Annotated in this window: 14 protein-coding genes and 1 pseudogene; 7 read left to right on the top strand and 8 right to left on the bottom strand. The window is 34.4% G+C overall.

The features are described 5' to 3' along the window. Positions 1–11 precede the first annotated feature (11 nt). Together DMB91_RS06280 and DMB91_RS06275 are read right to left on the bottom strand one after the other, a co-directional pair. On the bottom strand, positions 12–1655 hold the full coding sequence (locus tag DMB91_RS06280; RefSeq protein ID WP_034904964.1) for an L-lactate permease: 1644 nt from the start codon (positions 1653–1655) through the stop codon (positions 12–14). 230 nt (positions 1656–1885) lie between these two features. Next, entirely contained in the window at positions 1886–2158 is a 273-nt protein-coding gene (locus DMB91_RS06275; RefSeq protein ID WP_034904956.1) for a metal/formaldehyde-sensitive transcriptional repressor, read from the bottom strand. Positions 2159–2276: 118 nt separating this feature from the next. On the opposite strand from DMB91_RS06275, the gene dmeF reads away from it, so the two are divergent. After that, positions 2277–3254, top strand: a complete 978-nt coding sequence (dmeF, locus tag DMB91_RS06270) for a CDF family Co(II)/Ni(II) efflux transporter DmeF (RefSeq protein WP_052043205.1) — start codon at positions 2277–2279, stop codon at positions 3252–3254. A gap of 23 nt (positions 3255–3277) precedes the next feature. On the opposite strand, the gene DMB91_RS06265 is transcribed toward dmeF, so the two are convergent. Continuing rightward, positions 3278–3847 (bottom strand): ribonuclease HII, encoded by a 570-nt coding sequence (locus DMB91_RS06265; protein WP_034904936.1) that lies wholly within the window; start codon positions 3845–3847, stop codon positions 3278–3280. A 189-nt stretch (positions 3848–4036) separates the two neighbouring features. On the opposite strand from DMB91_RS06265, the gene fumC reads away from it, so the two are divergent. Further along, a complete protein-coding gene (gene fumC, locus DMB91_RS06260; RefSeq protein WP_034904935.1) occupies positions 4037–5434 on the top strand; it encodes a class II fumarate hydratase in 1398 nt (465 codons plus the stop codon). A gap of 113 nt (positions 5435–5547) precedes the next feature. On the opposite strand, the gene DMB91_RS06255 is transcribed toward fumC, so the two are convergent. Then, positions 5548–8157, bottom strand: coding sequence for an autotransporter outer membrane beta-barrel domain-containing protein (locus DMB91_RS06255; RefSeq protein WP_034904934.1), 2610 nt, complete (start codon positions 8155–8157; stop codon positions 5548–5550). A 128-nt stretch (positions 8158–8285) separates the two neighbouring features. Here DMB91_RS06255 and rmuC point away from each other — a divergent pair, with 128 nt between their 5' ends. From rmuC to DMB91_RS06230, 5 genes and pseudogenes are all read left to right on the top strand, one after another. Continuing rightward, positions 8286–9758 (top strand): DNA recombination protein RmuC, encoded by a 1473-nt coding sequence (gene rmuC, locus DMB91_RS06250; RefSeq protein WP_081946917.1) that lies wholly within the window; start codon positions 8286–8288, stop codon positions 9756–9758. Further along, positions 9758–11146, top strand: coding sequence for a bifunctional ADP-dependent NAD(P)H-hydrate dehydratase/NAD(P)H-hydrate epimerase (locus DMB91_RS06245; RefSeq protein ID WP_034904933.1), 1389 nt, complete (start codon positions 9758–9760; stop codon positions 11144–11146). Before rmuC ends, DMB91_RS06245 begins: the two co-directional genes overlap by 1 nt. Next, on the top strand, positions 11137–11709 hold the full coding sequence (gene purN / locus DMB91_RS06240) for a phosphoribosylglycinamide formyltransferase (RefSeq protein ID WP_034904932.1): 573 nt from the start codon (positions 11137–11139) through the stop codon (positions 11707–11709). The genes DMB91_RS06245 and purN overlap by 10 nt, the downstream gene beginning before the upstream one ends. Positions 11710–11756: 47 nt before the next feature. Next, positions 11757–12554: a TerC family protein gene (locus DMB91_RS06235; protein ID WP_034904930.1), complete on the top strand. Its 798-nt coding sequence runs from the start codon at positions 11757–11759 to the stop codon at positions 12552–12554. A 208-nt stretch (positions 12555–12762) separates the two neighbouring features. After that, positions 12763–13060: pseudogene (locus DMB91_RS06230) on the top strand (hypothetical protein). Positions 13061–13105: 45 nt separating this feature from the next. Here the strand turns inward: DMB91_RS06230 and DMB91_RS06225 are convergent. From DMB91_RS06225 to rbfA, 4 genes are all read right to left on the bottom strand, one after another. Further along, positions 13106–13597: a hypothetical protein gene (locus tag DMB91_RS06225; protein WP_034904923.1), complete on the bottom strand. Its 492-nt coding sequence runs from the start codon at positions 13595–13597 to the stop codon at positions 13106–13108. Beyond that, entirely contained in the window at positions 13569–14561 is a 993-nt protein-coding gene (gene ribD, locus DMB91_RS06220; RefSeq protein WP_034904920.1) for a bifunctional diaminohydroxyphosphoribosylaminopyrimidine deaminase/5-amino-6-(5-phosphoribosylamino)uracil reductase RibD, read from the bottom strand. Before ribD ends, DMB91_RS06225 begins: the two co-directional genes overlap by 29 nt. Positions 14562–14674: 113 nt before the next feature. Beyond that, positions 14675–15109 carry a ribosome maturation factor RimP gene (rimP, locus tag DMB91_RS06215; protein WP_034904917.1) on the bottom strand — a complete coding sequence of 145 codons (435 nt, stop codon included), beginning with the start codon at positions 15107–15109 and terminating at the stop codon, positions 14675–14677. After that, positions 15096–15461 carry a 30S ribosome-binding factor RbfA gene (gene rbfA, locus DMB91_RS06210; RefSeq protein ID WP_034904909.1) on the bottom strand — a complete coding sequence of 122 codons (366 nt, stop codon included), beginning with the start codon at positions 15459–15461 and terminating at the stop codon, positions 15096–15098. Before rbfA ends, rimP begins: the two co-directional genes overlap by 14 nt. Positions 15462–15476: the final 15 nt, after the last annotated feature.

The following is a 15476-nucleotide window of genomic DNA, read 5'->3' as shown; positions in this document are numbered from 1 at the left end:
GGCACAAAACATTATTTTTGTATATAAGCGACATCAGGGACTATTCCATTAAGGAAAAATGCGATGATGCAAGTCCAAATACCTATTAAGATGATAAAGCCAACAGAATATTTAAGAGTAAATTTAAACAAGTCTGATTCTTTACCAGCTAAACCAACCGCAGCACAAGCTATAGCTATACTTTGAGGGCTGATCATCTTACCAACAACACCACCAACTGAATTTGCTGCTAAGAAAAGAGCTTCTTTTATGCCAAGTGTATTAGCTGAAACTTGTTGTAATGGTCCAAAGAGTAAGTTTGCACTTGTATCAGAGCCTGTTAAGAACACGCCTATCCAGCCAATAACTGGGCTAAAGAAAACAAAGGCATTGCCAGTTTGTGCAAATGCCGTTCCTAATGTAGCTGACATACCTGAATTTTTAGCGATAAATGCAAATGCAACAACAAGTCCTATAGTGATACAAGGCATAGCCATTTCTTTTAAAGTATCTCCAAATGCTTCTTCAACGACACTTGATTTGATCCTTAAAAAGATGATTGTTAAAAAAGCTGCGGCTAAGATAGCAGTTCCTGCTTGCAAGGCGATAAAGTTTATCGGTAAATTTAAATCTATAGCCTTGCCATTTGGATCAGTGATACTGCTTTCTAAATTATTAAATGCCATAGTTACTTGAGTATAATCAAACACTTCTCCTTTAACAAATAAAGCTTTAAACCAAGGTTGAGTCCAAACGATGATACAAAGGATAAGTAAGATGAACGGAAGCCAAGCTTTAAATACCTTGCCAAATTCAAGTTGTTCGTGGTTTGAAAAGTCTTTTAAATCATCAAGCCTAAAGATATTTTTAGGCGACCAGAATTTCAAAAAGATAGTAGTGCAAGCAAGCGAAATGACAGCTGAAGCGATATCTGGAAGTTCTGCACCAAGATAATTTGAGCTTATAAATTGAGTTGCTGTAAAGCTCAATGTGGCAACTAAGATAGCCGGAAAAGTTTCTTTTACACCCTTAAAGCCGTCCATCAAAAAGACGATGAAGAAAGGCACGGTAAGGCTAAGTGGCACAAGCATACGACCTACCATAGCAGAAACTGCGTGCTGTTCAACACCAACTAAATTTGCCATCGCGATGATAGGAATTCCAACTGCACCAAAAGCAACAGGAGCTGTATTTGCGATCAAACAAAGTCCAGCTGCATAAAGTGGGCGAAGTCCTAAACCTACTAAAAGTGCCGCAGTAATGGCTACTGGACCACCAAAACCAATCGCTCCTTCTAAGAAAGAACCAAAACAAAAGCCGATGAGAATAACTTGAATTCTATGATCAGGCGTGATTGTCATAACGCTTTGTTTGATTACTTCAAAAGAACCGCTTTTAACTGAAAGTTTGTAAAGAAAGATCGCAGCAACGATAATCCAAGCGATAGGCCACATACCTTGAGCAAAACCTTGCACAAAGCTTGCACCAATGAGTGAAAAAGGCATACCATAAGTAAAATATGCCACCAAAGTTGCTACGATAACGGTAGCAAAGCCGGCTTGATAGCCCTTAAGCTTGAATACAAGCAAACAAAGCAAAAAGCATAAGATAGGGATAAAAGCCATCAATGCACTTAACCAAACATTACCTAATGGATCAAAAATTTGTTGATACATTAAAACTCCTTAAAAATATTTTTAGTATTTTAATTTTAAGTTTAGCAAAGGAAAAATGAAAATTTGTTTTGTTTGCTTAAGTGGAATGTAATAATGTATAAAATTGTAACTTAACTATAAGCATAAGTGATACTTGTTACTAATGTAAATAAAAAAGTTATTTTTTATTTACATTAGTGTGTAAATACACACTTGTGCTTGTCGGCTTAATTTACGCTTATTGTGAATTATTAGCGAAAATAGCTTTTAAGTATCATCAAAAGATTGTCAATTTCTTCTTGTCTTCTTGCTTTTGTATTTGCGTCAAGTAAATGTTCTTTGATATGTCCTTGCAAGACTTCATTAAGCAAAGCATTCATCGCTCCTCTTGCAGCAGCGATTTGCTGGAGTATCTTAAAGCATTCGTTTTCGGTTTCTAAGGCTTTTTCTAGGGCATTGATCTGTCCTTTTATCTTTTTGAGCCTTGTTAAGAGTTTGTTTTTATGAGTTATAGTGTGTGCCATTTTATCCCTTTAACAAATTTTAAGATATACTAGGGTATAGTATCAAAAATTAAATTAGAGCTTGCTTAAAGAGCTTTAATTTAAAAAAATACGATTTAAATTTATACAAGGAAAAAAGATGAATACTTCTTATTTACACGGAAAAACTTGCTTTTATAGCTATAGTAGTTCAAACGAAAAAGCACAAAGACGCATTTTTTATGCTTTTGTTTTCACTCTTATCACTATGGTTGTTGAGATTATCGCTGGGAGTTTTTTTAACTCTATAGCTTTGTTTGCTGATGGGTGGCATATGAGTTCTCACGCTGTAGCACTCGGTTTAGCTTTGCTTGGGTATTTTTTTGCGAAACGTTATGCTACAGATCATCGTTTCAATTTCGGCACTTATAAAGTCGAGATACTTACAGCTTATACAAGCGCGTTGTTTTTGCTTGCAATAGCTTTTTTGATGGCGTATGAGTCTATTCATCGTTTTTTAAATCCTGAAGATATAGCCTATACAGAGGCTATTATTGTAGCTTTTTTAGGGCTTTTTGTTAATGCTATTTGTGTGTGGTTCTTAAAAGATGATGGCGGTGTTTGCGGACATAACCACGATCATAATCACGATACGCACGATCATAGCGAGCATAAAAATTACATTTATTCGCACGAAGAGCAAAAAGTGGAAATTAAAGGAAAAGATCATTCTAAAGACTTGAATTTAAAAGCATCGTATGTGCATGTTTTAGCTGATGCTTTAACTTCTATACTTGCAATTATCGCTCTTGTTGGTGGCTTGTTTTTGGGTTGGTGGTGGCTTGATGCAGCTATGGGTTTATTGGGAGCAGCTCTTGTTTTTATTTGGTCTATAGGACTTATAAAAGATAGTGGAAAAATTTTACTTGATATTACTATGGACGAACCTGTTTTGAGTGAAGTTTTAGCTTTGAGTAAAGAATTTGGTGAGATTGAAGATTTGCATTTGCTTAAAATCGATAAGGAACATTATGCTTGTATTTTAAGTTTAAAAAGTCAGCAAAACTTAGCTAAAATCAAGTCAAAGTTACAAACTTGCAAGGCTTTAGCACATATATCAGTTGAAATTTCAAGTTAAGTTCGGTTTTTAAAAAGCATTCTTTAATCAAACAAAGAGCCCTCAAAACACTTAAGCTTAAAACTTGATCGATGAATTTCGCTTTCTTTGCATACGCGTAAAGCTTCTATGTGAGCTTTACTTGCGTAACCTTTGTGTTGTTTGAAGCCGTAATTTTGATACTTTGAGTCTAAATATATCATCACTTCATCTCTGCTTACCTTAGCAAGTATGCTTGCAGCTGAAACTTCTGGCACTAAAGTATCAGCTTTTATGAGTGTTTTTATGCCTTGAACTTTAAAATTTGTATTGCCATCAAATAAAAACTCAGTATTTTGTATAGATGAAAAATGCTTGAGTATGATTTTTAAGCCTGTTTGAAGGCAGTAAGATAAGCCTTTTTCATCGATTTGCTTGTTTGAAAATGCAAGGATTAAAAAGCTTGAATTTTCTTTGATAAATGTAAAAAGCTTTTTTCTTTGTGTGGTGCTTAAGGCTTTTGAGTCTTTTAAGCCAGTGATTTTTTTATTAAGCAAGCAAGCTGCCATAAAAAGAGGACCAGCCAAAGCACCTCTACCCGCTTCATCTATACCTATAAGCTTTTTGTGATCCATTTTTACACTCTTTTGAATTTTTGTGATTATATAGAATTTATCTTAAAAAAATTCTTGCAAGATAGACTATATAAAGAGTTAGCTTTACATTTTATAAATAAAAATTAAATATTTTAAAGCTTTTTGGTGATTTTTTAGTGCAAATTTGCTATACTCTAAGCGGTTTAATTTTTATAAAAAGGAGAAAGCATGAGCTTTAGGATAGAAAAAGACACTATGGGTGAGGTTAAAGTGCCTGATGAGAAATATTGGGGTGCACAAACTGAGAGGAGTTTAGAAAATTTCCGCATAGGCATAGAAAAAATGCCAAAGGTTTTAATTTATGCTTTTGCTCATCTCAAAAAAGCAGCAGCCATAGTTAATAATCGCTTAAAAAATGGGCTTGATGATGAAAGAAAAGAAGCTATTGTTAAGGCTTGTGATGAGGTAGTAGCAGGTAAATTTGATGAACATTTTCCGCTAGCGATTTGGCAAACAGGTTCGGGCACACAAAGCAATATGAATGTAAATGAAGTCATCGCAAACCGTGCAACTGAAATACTTGGCAAAGATTTTCGCAAAGAAAAATTCGTGCATCCTAACGATCATGTAAATAGAGGACAAAGCTCAAATGATACCTTTCCAACAGCTATGAGTATAGCAGCAGCCCAACAAGTAGAACAAAAGCTTTTGCCCGCTCTTGATACTCTAGCAGCAACTTTAAAGAAAAAGGTTGAGGAATTTAAAGATATCATTAAAAGTGGACGCACTCATTTGCAAGATGCTACGCCTTTGACTTTAGGACAAGAATTTAGTGGTTATCTTTCTATGCTAGAGCATTCTAAGGAGCAAATTCTAGCTTCACTACCTACTTTAAGAGAGCTTGCCATCGGCGGCACTGCTGTTGGCACAGGGCTTAATGCACCGACTAATTTTAGCGAAGAAGTAAGCAAAGAACTGACTAAACTTGTAGGGGTTGAACTTAAAGCCAGCCCAAATAAATTTCATGCCCTAACTAGCCACGATGCTATGGTTTTTACACACGGGGCGATGAAAGGCTTGGCTGCAAATTTAATGAAAATCGCAAATGATATAAGATGGCTAGCTAGTGGTCCAAGATGTGGGATTGGTGAGCTTAATATCCCAGAAAATGAACCAGGTTCTAGCATAATGCCGGGCAAGGTTAATCCTACGCAGTGTGAAGCTGTAACCATGGTAGCTGTGCAAGTGATGGGAAATGACGCAGCTATAGGCTTTGCAGCTTCTCAAGGAAATTTTGAGCTTAATGTCTTTAAGCCTGTTATTATTTATAATTTCTTGCAAAGTCTTGATTTGCTTGCTGATTCTATGCTAAGTTTTAACGAGCATTGTGCTGTTGGCATTAGTGCAAATAAAGAAAAAATTGATTACTATCTACACAATTCTTTAATGCTAGTAACTGCACTTAATCCTCACATAGGTTATGAAAATGCAGCAAAGATAGCTAAAAATGCCCACAAAAAAGGCATATCACTTAAAGAAAGTGCTTTGGAGCTTAAGCTTGTGAGTGAGGCTGATTATGATAAGTTTGTGGTGCCAAAGGATATGATTCATCCTTTAGCTAAGTAAAATATATAGTGTGTTATAGCCGAGTTTGTATGAATTTGGCTATAATTTTATTTTTTGAGAATTTTTAAGTTTTTAATCAAAGATGCTAAATCAAAATTATAGTTTGCTTGAGATTAAAACTCATACTTAGCGATGATATTTGCTCCAAAATAATCCATCTTGTCATCAAATGCTGTTTTATAAAAACCTTCAAAACCCATTTTTGCATTATTAGCTATATAAAAATATCCGCCCAAACTTGCACCAAGTCTTTGTTTGTAAGGCTCTTCATATTTGAGCTTTGCTCCTGTTTGAGTGCGAAAAATAGTGTTTTTATGGCTATTATAAAGCATCTTTTCATAACCAAGCTTAAAGCTTGAATACGCATTATTTACAAAAAAGCTTTGCGCTTCAAAACCAAGAAGCAAATCAAGATTATAGGCTTTGTGATTTGCTGAGTGAAGAGCTAGCGCATCACCTGTTTCTTCAACCTTTGTGCGTATATTATAAGAATGTGATAAACCGATGAAAGGCTTTAGGGTAAAATAATCTTGTTTGATTCTATAGCCTAAACTTGTTTCGCCGTTTAGTTGATAAAAATTATACTTGCCTTTTGAATCAAGATCAAAATTTGGAAAATAAATCTGCCTTTGTGTATCAAATTTACCCATAGAAGCATAAGTTTTTACATCAAGTTCATAATCGCCTTGAAGAGCATAAAGCTGTGCTATGCCAAGTTGAAACATATGTGAGTTTGAGCTTGCCTTGTGGTATTCATCATCTTTTTTAATGCTACCATAAGCATAATTTGCTTCAAATCGTAATATATGCTCGTTAAAATGTTTTGTTTGATTAAGACGCAATCCACCTAAGCCTCCATTTCCTTCGCCTAAATATCCAGAAGCAAAAGCAGAAATATCAAATTTATCTTCGCTCGTATAAGGGCTTAAGAGTTCTTTGCTTTTCATCGCATCAAGCATAATATAAGACTGCTTAAGATAATTGCTTCGTATGCCCTCATCAGTATCATTGATAATCTCTCCAAGTTTGTTACTATCATAAGAACTCACGACAAAAAAGTTTTTGATACTTTCATCATTAGCTAGAGTTTGCACACTAGCATTATTTGCTAAGCGTAGAGGGGTATTTAAGGAATTTTTTAGCAGGTTTTGTGAATTTGCTTGTGGTTTGGATATTTGATTAGTGTTTGCATTACTTGTGCTACTTAAAATGCTTGTTTGAGCCGAGTTTAATGTTTGGATGATATGAGTGTTTGTTTGTGTTGAATTTGGCGAGCTTAAAGTGCTTATTTTGTTTGAATTTATGCTTTTTGTTGCTGTGTTGCTTGTGGTTTGGATATTTGAACAGCTTTCATTATCGCAAGTAACTATATTTGCTTGAGCTAGAGTAGCTAATATCGCCCTACCATTATAAGCTTCTTTGTTACCAAAAACAGCTTTTTCAAGCACAGCTAAGCCATTTTGGTTTGGTTTTATTGGTGTGCCACTACCAGAGCCGCTTCCACTTGTTCCTCCGGTATTGCCACCACCGGTGTTGCCTACACCCGCTGTAGTAGGACAGTTTGGTTCTGTCGTGCCTGTTTGCCAAATGACTATAGAGCCATCTCCACAAGTTTTGCTACTTGTCATATTGCTCCCGCCACTGATCGCAATGTTTGTGTTTGTGCCACTAAGCGTGCCATTGATAAGCGTGATGGCTCCTGATTGATTGACACCGCTAATATTTGCATTAATTGTGCCACCATTATTTGTAACATTAGCATTTAAAGAGCCCATAGCACCATTAGTTCCTGGTTTAAAATCTATGCTTGAGCCAGTTTTATTTTCCACTCCTCCAGTTACGCTTACAGTTCCACCTTGTATAGTAAGGCTTGAGCCTGTAAGATTAGTTGCTAAGCCTGATGAGTCTGTAAAAGTTTGATTGACGAGTTTTCCTGTGATAGTGAGACTGCCACCTTCATTGACTAACTTTGCATTACCGCACGATCCAAGCTGAACACAAATGTTATCATTTATACTCAAATTTGTCTTTGCTCCGTTATTTAAGTTCCCATTTATAGTAACTATACCACCCTTATTTGTAAAGGTGCTTGTTTTTCCCTTGTAGCTTGAAACGGTTCTTTCTTGTCCTGACAAGCTTAAGCCTTTCTCAAAAGTCGCTGTTCCCCCTTCTATAAGAACATCGCCAAGAAATATGGTTGAGGCTGAGTCAATACGCGTGTTTGAATTACTTGCGGTAAAATTACCTGACACAGAAAAATTTTTATCTGCTTTTATGATAAAATCAGAATTTGTTAAGTTGATATTGCCATAATTTGTAAAAGAGCCTGTATTTGTTCTGCCTGTAAAAACAAGGCTAGAATTTGTAAGTGTAGAATTAAGATTAGTGATTATGCTATCAAAGTCATTTATACTAAGGCCTGCATTGCTTATGCTTAAACTGCCAAAATAAATCGGCACACCTTTTGATAAATTTTGAAGGTTGGTGCCAGTGGTTGGATCTTGTCTATTGAGTGTAAGCACATTTGTTTTTGTGCTACTTGTGAGCGTAAAGTTTTGTCCGCTACCTAAATAATTAAAAGTGCATTGCTGAGGATTGTTGCAACTTACGATCGCATTGTGTGTTTGTGAACTTGGTAGATTAAGGCTTGTTGGTAAAGTGTTTGTATAATCAGCATACAAACCAGCCGATAAAAATATAATAAAAATGTTTTGTTTTTTCATCAATGTAATCTCTTTATAATTTTTTTTAAAAAATAAAATTTATCATATAAAAGTAAAATATCAAGCATTTTTTGAAAAATTTAAGTGGCTTTTGGCTAGAATTGAACTTTTAAAACAAAGGAAAAAAAGTGCAAGAACTCCTCATAACTTTTTTGATCGTCTTGTTTGTATGTGCTTCGTTTTTAGCTTTTAAGCTTAGTCGTTTAAAGCTAATATATAAGTTTTTATACACTCAAGATCAAGAATTAAAAGCTCAAAATGAGGCTATAAAATTAGAAAATGAAAGCCTCAAACTCAATCTTAAAGAGCTTAAAGAAAGCCTTATAAAAACACAAAGTGAGCTTGATGCACAAGAGCTAAATTTAGCTTCAAAAGAAGAGAATTTACGCTTGCAAAAGCTTGAGTTTGAAAAAGAAAAAGCAAATTTAAAGGCTGAGTTTAAAGAAAAAGAACAAAGCCTCTTACACACTCACACTGAAACACAAAATAAGCTTTTTAAAGAGCAAAAAGCGATTCTTGATGAACTTGAATTAAAATACAAAGCCAATCTTGAAAGTCTTAAGTTTGAGTTTGAAAAAAGTCTTGAAAAACAACATAAACTCTTGCTTACACAAAATAAAAATATGCTTAGCGATGAGAGCAAAAAAATCCTTGATGAGCTTTTCACTCCATTAAAAACTAGCGTAAAAGCCTATCATGAAAAACTCGCTCACAATGAAATCGAGCTAAAAACCAATATCAAAAATATGTTTGAATACAGCCAAAAGATAAGCCAAAACGCCGAACAGCTTGCAAATATCCTCAAAGGGGACAAAAAAACAAGGGGAAATTTCGCTGAACTTCAGCTTAAAAGCGTGCTTGAGCACAGTGGCTTAAAAGAAGGGGTGCAATATAAGCTCCAAGAGCATTTAAAGCTTGATTCAAAGAGCTATTATCCTGATGCGGTGGTGTATTTAGATCATCAAAAAAGTATTATCATAGATGCAAAATTTTCCCTGCCAAATGACTTTGATTTTAGCCAAAACGATAGGCAAATTTGCGAGCAACTTGCTTTTAACATAAAAGCTCGTATAAATGAGCTTGCAAGCAAGCCTTATACGCATTTTCATACGCATACTTATGATTTTATTTTGCTCTTTTTGCCGTATCAAAACATACTTGATTTGGCTTTAGAACATAGTCCAAATTTATATAAAGAAGCTTATGAAAAAAAGATTTATCTTACCACCCCACATACACTTTTTATGGCTTTAAATACCATAAATATAGCTTGGAGGCATATTCAAAGCAATGATAATGTAATGAAAGCTTTTGAAGCTTTAGCTAAATTCCATGATAAATTTGTGGGTTTTGTTGAGGATTTTGAGGGCGTAAAAAGGGCTTTTAGCACCCTTGAAAACAAGCTTGATTTAGCCGAAAAAAAGCTTCTTAGAGGAAGTGGCAATCTTGCTTCTCGCTTTCATCAGCTTAAAGAGCTGGGTGTAAAAACAAGTAAAGAGCTTAAGGCTGAATTTGATGAGGAAATTTTAGAAGCTGAAAATGAGTCTTTCTTGACAGATAAGGATAAAAATTTGCAAGAAAATTCAAAAAAAGGAAGCTGATGAAAACACTTTGTTTTAGTGCTAAAGAACATGATTTAAATGCCATAAATTTAGGACTTGATGAGCTCATCTTAATGGAAAATGCAGGCAAAAACCTCGCCTTAATCATCAAAAAAGAGCTTAGAAAAAAATACAAAAAGAAAAAAAGTCCAAGAGTGCTTTTTTTACTTGGCTCCGGCAATAATGCAGCCGATGGGCTAGTAGCAGCACGAACTTTAAAAAATACCTTTTTATATGTGCTTGATAAAAAAGCTAAAAAAAGTGCTTTATTTGCCAAACAAGAACAAATTGCTTTCAATTTAGGCTTAAAATTTCTTGAGAAAGAGCCTGTTTTTGCAAGCTTTGATTGTATAGTTGATTGTGTTTTTGGAAGCGGTTTTAAGGGCGTGCTAGATACAAATACTAAGGCTTTATTTGAAAAAGTAAATCAAAGCAGAACCTTAAAAATAGCATGTGATATACCAAGTGGCTTAGCTTCTTATGCACAGGAAAAAATTAGCTTTAAGGCTGATATAAGCGTAAGTATGGGTTGCATAAAAGAACTTATGCTTGAGGACTTTGCAAAGGAAGTTGTAGGCAAGATTAAAACCGCAAATTTAGGGCTTTGCAAGGAAAAATACCTTAGCTTTGAAAAGGCAGATAGTTTTTTACTTGAAAAAAAAGACTTAAGGCTTATTGTAAGGGCTAAAAATACAAATAAAGGCTCTTTTGGACACGGCTTTGTTTTTGGAGGTGCAAGTGCCGGCTCACTTTGTGCTCTAGCGGCTTTAAACTTTGGCTTAGGGCTTGTTTCTTTGGTGGGGAAAAGGGCTTTTTCGCCTCTTATCATGTGTAAAGAGAGGCTTGAAGAAAGTGCAAATGCAACTGCTATTGGCATGGGGCTAGATGATCTTAGTGTGCTTGATGAGCCACATTTAAAAAATATCCCCCTTGTGCTTGATGCAAACTGTTTTTTGAGTGAAAAAATTCTGCCTTTTTTAGAAAGAGAAGATGTGGTTTTAACCCCGCACCCAAAGGAGTTTTCAAGGCTTTTAAAAATGACTTTTAATGAAGAAGTAAGTATAGAAGAAATTCAAGCTAATCGCTTTGCTTTTGCAAGAAAATTTGCCTTGAAATTTAACTGCGTTTTGCTCTTAAAGGGTGCAAATCCTATCATCGCTCAAAAAGAAAAACTTTGCGTTGTTAATCTTGGCACAAGTGCTTTAGCTAAGGCTGGCAGTGGAGATGCACTCAGTGGTATGATACTTGCTTTGCTTGCAAATGATTTTTCAGCCTTTAAAGCTGCAACAAATGCAAGTCTAGCTCATGCTTTAGTGGCTAAAAAATATAAGGCAAATGCAAATAGTTTTGATACTTTAAAACTCATAAAAGGACTTTCATGCTTGTAAAACTGGCGATTTTATTTTCTGGAAATGGCTCAAATTTAGAAAATTTACTTGAAAAATTGCATAAAAAAAAGTTTGGTGAAAATGAATTTGAAGTAGTGCTGTGTTTGTGTAATAAAGCTGATGCCTTTGGCATACAAAGGGCAAAAAAATACAAGCTTGATACCCTTATCATAGAGCATAGCAAGTTTGCAAGCAGAGAAAAATTTGATCAAGCTTTGGTGAATGAAATTCAAAAAAATGAGGCGGATTTAGCGGTGCTTGCCGGCTTTATGCGGATTTTAAGCCCTGTTTTTACTCAAAATGTTAAAGCCATAAACCTTCACCCTTCCATACTGCCACTTTTTAAGGGAGCAAATGCGATTAAAGAAAGTTTTTATAGCGATATGAAGCTTGGGGGAGTAAGCGTGCATTGGGTAAATGAAAAACTTGATGGCGGAAAAATCATCGCTCAAGAAGCTTTTCAAAAAGAAGGCTTGAGTTTTGAGGAATTTGAAGCAAAAATTCACGCCCTAGAGCATGAAATTTTACCTCAAACTATAATGAAAATCTTTAGTACAAATTAAGTAAAAAAGTTTATAATTTTGCTTTTTATAGCAAATAGGAGCAAGCGATGATAGAAAGTTTTGAATGGATTTTTAATCTTGATTCTTGGCTGACTTTGGCAACTCTAGCAGCTTTAGAAATCGTTTTAGGAATCGATAATATCATACTTTTAGCAATCTTAGTCAATAAACTTCCCACTCATCAACGCGACAAAACAAGATACCTTGGACTAATGTTAGCCATGCTTGCACGTATAGGTTTGCTTTTTTCTTTGTTTTGGATTATGAAGCTTACCGCACCTTTGTTTAATGTGTATTTGCCTATGATTATAGAAGATAATGCTACGCTTAAAAGCACGCTTGAACTTATGCCAAGTGAAATTTCAGGACGGGATTTGGTGCTCTTTTTTGGTGGGCTTTTTTTGATCATCAAACCTATGCTTGAGATAGTCGAACAGCTCAAAATGCACCATGGTGAAGCTCATCATACAAGCACAAGCTCAAAATTTTGGATCATCATCGCTCAAATCATACTCCTTGACATTGTTTTTTCTCTTGATAGCGTCATTACAGCTGTAGGTATAGCAAATAACTTGCAAATTATGGTTATTGCTATCATCATAGCTGTGAGTGTTATGCTTTTTGCAAGTAAGCCTATCGCTGATTTTGTCGAAACTTATCCAAGTATAAAAATTCTTGCCCTAGCTTTTTTAATTATGGTTGGCGTGGTTTTAGTGGCTGAAAGTGTGGATTTACATATAGATAAAGCTTATATTTATGTAGCGATGATCTTTTCTTTAGTGGTTGAAATTTTAAATATCATTTTGAACAAGAAAATAGAACATTTCAAGTTGAAAGAAAAATAAAAATTATTTTTTGAAACTTTAAGATATATTATCAAACTACAATTTTTGATAAAGTTTAGAAAAAAGTAAAATTTAAATTTTATACTAAAAATTACTTTAATATAAAATCCTATAATCAATTTTGTAAATTTTTGCATATTTTTATCAAAAAAAGAATAAGAATGATGGTTACAAATCCTAGCCAAAGACATCTTACTCTTGCTTTTTTATCGGCATTTTAGTAGGTGTTTTGGTGGTATTGTTAAAGTGGGATTAGGAGGTGTCTTTTTCTCCAAGAGATCTAAATGTGCCTTGGTTTGTCGATACTCTTGAGCGAACAACTCCGCCAAAAAATTTCTTAGAGCAGTTTAGCTTTTCAGTAGTTTTTGGTGTAGCATATTGTATGCTTGCTAAGGTATATTCTCATATCAAGATGTGGCAGGGTGCTGTTTTTGGCTTTTTAGGGTATGGAAATAGTGCGTCGCGATATAAGAAATCGTATCACAAAAACAGCTGATGCAAACTAAAATACCTTTAAAAGTCCTTATTTTGCAAGGATTTTTAGTTATTTTTTAATCACTTTTATCAATAAATGCTTGAATTTCTTCTTTTTTTAGTGCTTTAAGCATAGAGCTTTGTTTTGTAATTTTTAAAAAATTATTTAAACTTAAGATAAAAGCTAGAGTAAATACTGCAAAAAAGAATATATCTATCATTTGAAAGTCATTCATAAAACAAAATACTAAAAAAACAGCACTTGCTACAAAGCATAAGATCAAAAAAAGCAAAGATCTTAAGCTTGCTTCTTTGAAATTATCCGTGTTTTGAGTGAAATTTTTAAATAAGATGATTTTATTCATTCTTTTTGCAAGTATAAGTTCATCATTTTGTTTAAAAAGTTCATCTAAAACGCCTATATATTCAAGTTCCTTGCGATCATCTTTGAGTTTATAAATGCAATACTTGCTCGTCTTTTTTTTCTGTAGCTCTTTAACATGAAAAAAAATCAGCTCATTTCGTGCCACAAAAAAAGGCTCAAAGCTCATAAATGCCATAAGTATCATCTCCTAAAAAGCCTTTATATAAAGGCTTAAGCTCTAAATTTAAACTCGCATTTGCTTCTGCAATAAATTTTGAGTTTGAAAAGATCAAAAACATATCCATACCCTTAGCAAAGCTTTTTAAAAACTCTGCTCCACCCTCAAACATGATAAATTTTGCTTCTTTTGGAATTTGAGCGTAAATGCGACGATTTTGCACCTTAAAAGCTGGGATTTTCTCATCAAAACTGGCAAGATCTTGATGGCTCAAAATACATAAATTTGGAGCCTTAGCATCGATGCCAGCTAATCTTGCATCTAAAATTGGACGATCTTTTCTTAAAGTTTCTCCCCCAACTACGAGCAAATCAAGCTTTGAACGTATTTTATGGGCATAGGTTCTACTTAATTCATTGCTTACAAACTTACCAAAAGGCGAGCCATTAAGACTAAGAGCGAGTTTAAAAAGTTTAAAAGGCTCATTTTTTTGCCATTTTAAGAAGGGCTTAAGCAGATCAAGCCCTTCTTTTTCACAAATTCCAAGCTCAACTTCAATACCATGTTGCCTTAAAAACTCAATCCCTCCACTTGCTAGTTTGTGCGTATCCTTTACGCTGATAAAGACTTTTTTAAACTCAAGCTTGCTAAAAAGTGTGGCACAAGGTGGGGTTTTGCCTTTATGATTGCAAGGCTCAAGAGTAACAAAAGCAATAGCGTCTTTAAGTAAAAAGCTATGATTTTTCAGTATAAACTCATGAGTTGCATTTGCTTCATCAGGGATTTGTAAGGCTGGATCAAGCTCTTTTAAGGCAGTTTTTATGGCATTTAACTCAGCATGAGCAAGTCCTGCTTGTTCGTGAGCTTTTATGCTTAAAAGCTTGCCATGCTTATCTAAGATCACACAGCCTACAGCTGGATTAGGATAGGTCAGAAACTGAAATTTCCAAGCCTCATTTAAGGCTAATTTCATATAAAATTCTTTTGTCATCTTTGTTTCTTTGCTTTTTTGTGAAAGTATAGCAAAAGATAAGAAATGCTTTGTAGTTTAAATTTTTATAGTTTTTATTTGTGTTTTTTTGTTTAAGAATAAATTTATAATCTTCACCAAAGCACAAAGGTTCTAGCTTTTTTTATGTCTTTAAAATTTACGCCAAAACTTTGTTTTTCATCGTCTAAGTCTTGAAAGGTTAAATTTTCACCATCTACGCTTAAAAGCTTGCCTTTAAGCTTTTCTTTCTCATTGGTAGTAATTTGCACCAATTCGCCCACACTTAAGGTAAAATGCTCTAGTTTGCTAAGTTTTCTTTCAAGTCCCGGGCTTGAAACTTCAAAAAAATACGCCTCTTTACTTGGTTCATTTGCATCAAGTAAGGGCGAGAGTATCTCGCTTACTTTTTGGCAGTCTTGCAAGCTTACACCGCCTTTTTTGATGATATATACCCTATAAATTAGCTTTGAGTTTTCACGCACAAATTCGCTATCATAAAAACTTACATTAACTTCGGCACAAAGAGCTTTTAAATCATTTTCGTTCATCTTTTTCCTTTTTTATCTTTTCAAAAATGGCGTCTATGTGGTTTTGATATTCAAGTCTTTCATCGAATTTAAAGTGAAAATTTGGGCAGCGATACCAGCCTTGCTCACTCATACAATAATTTTGCAAGGCTTTAGCAGCTTTTTTTAAAGTAAGTAAAATTTTTTCCTGTTCATAGGTGTTAAAAAAAGCCTTATCTATATACACAAAGGCATCATATCTGCCTTTTTTGCACTCCACATCAGTAATGCTTAAATTCCTTAAAAGCTCATCATCAAGACTTGCTAAAGCTTCTGGGATAAGTTCTTTTAACACACTTTGGGTGCGAAGTTTTCTTAGCTCTTGTTCTTTCATTTTTGTTCCTTAGGT

Origin of the sequence: Campylobacter sp. MIT 97-5078 (assembly GCF_006864455.1) — a bacterium.
GTDB lineage: Bacteria > Campylobacterota > Campylobacteria > Campylobacterales > Campylobacteraceae > Campylobacter_D.
Note: the sequence above shows the minus strand (reverse complement) of the source record. Positions and strands in the feature narration are given on the sequence as shown.

Bases quoted from the DNA above. Each gene is read 5' to 3' on its own strand.
- dmeF (WP_052043205.1), top strand. From the start codon at position 2,277: ATGAATACTTCTTATTTACACGGAAAAACTTGCTTTTATAGCTATAGT.
- rimP (WP_034904917.1), bottom strand. From the start codon at position 15,109: ATGAACGAAAATGATTTAAAAGCTCTTTGTGCCGAAGTTAATGTAAGT.
- rbfA (WP_034904909.1), bottom strand. From the start codon at position 15,461: ATGAAAGAACAAGAGCTAAGAAAACTTCGCACCCAAAGTGTGTTAAAA.
- DMB91_RS06275 (WP_034904956.1), bottom strand. From the start codon at position 2,158: ATGGCACACACTATAACTCATAAAAACAAACTCTTAACAAGGCTCAAA.
- DMB91_RS06235 (WP_034904930.1), top strand. From the start codon at position 11,757: ATGATAGAAAGTTTTGAATGGATTTTTAATCTTGATTCTTGGCTGACT.
- DMB91_RS06255 (WP_034904934.1), bottom strand. From the start codon at position 8,157: ATGAAAAAACAAAACATTTTTATTATATTTTTATCGGCTGGTTTGTAT.
- DMB91_RS06225 (WP_034904923.1), bottom strand. From the start codon at position 13,597: ATGATACTTATGGCATTTATGAGCTTTGAGCCTTTTTTTGTGGCACGA.
- fumC (WP_034904935.1), top strand. From the start codon at position 4,037: ATGAGCTTTAGGATAGAAAAAGACACTATGGGTGAGGTTAAAGTGCCT.
- DMB91_RS06245 (WP_034904933.1), top strand. From the start codon at position 9,758: ATGAAAACACTTTGTTTTAGTGCTAAAGAACATGATTTAAATGCCATA.
- DMB91_RS06280 (WP_034904964.1), bottom strand. From the start codon at position 1,655: ATGTATCAACAAATTTTTGATCCATTAGGTAATGTTTGGTTAAGTGCA.
- purN (WP_034904932.1), top strand. From the start codon at position 11,137: ATGCTTGTAAAACTGGCGATTTTATTTTCTGGAAATGGCTCAAATTTA.
- DMB91_RS06265 (WP_034904936.1), bottom strand. From the start codon at position 3,847: ATGGATCACAAAAAGCTTATAGGTATAGATGAAGCGGGTAGAGGTGCT.
- ribD (WP_034904920.1), bottom strand. From the start codon at position 14,561: ATGACAAAAGAATTTTATATGAAATTAGCCTTAAATGAGGCTTGGAAA.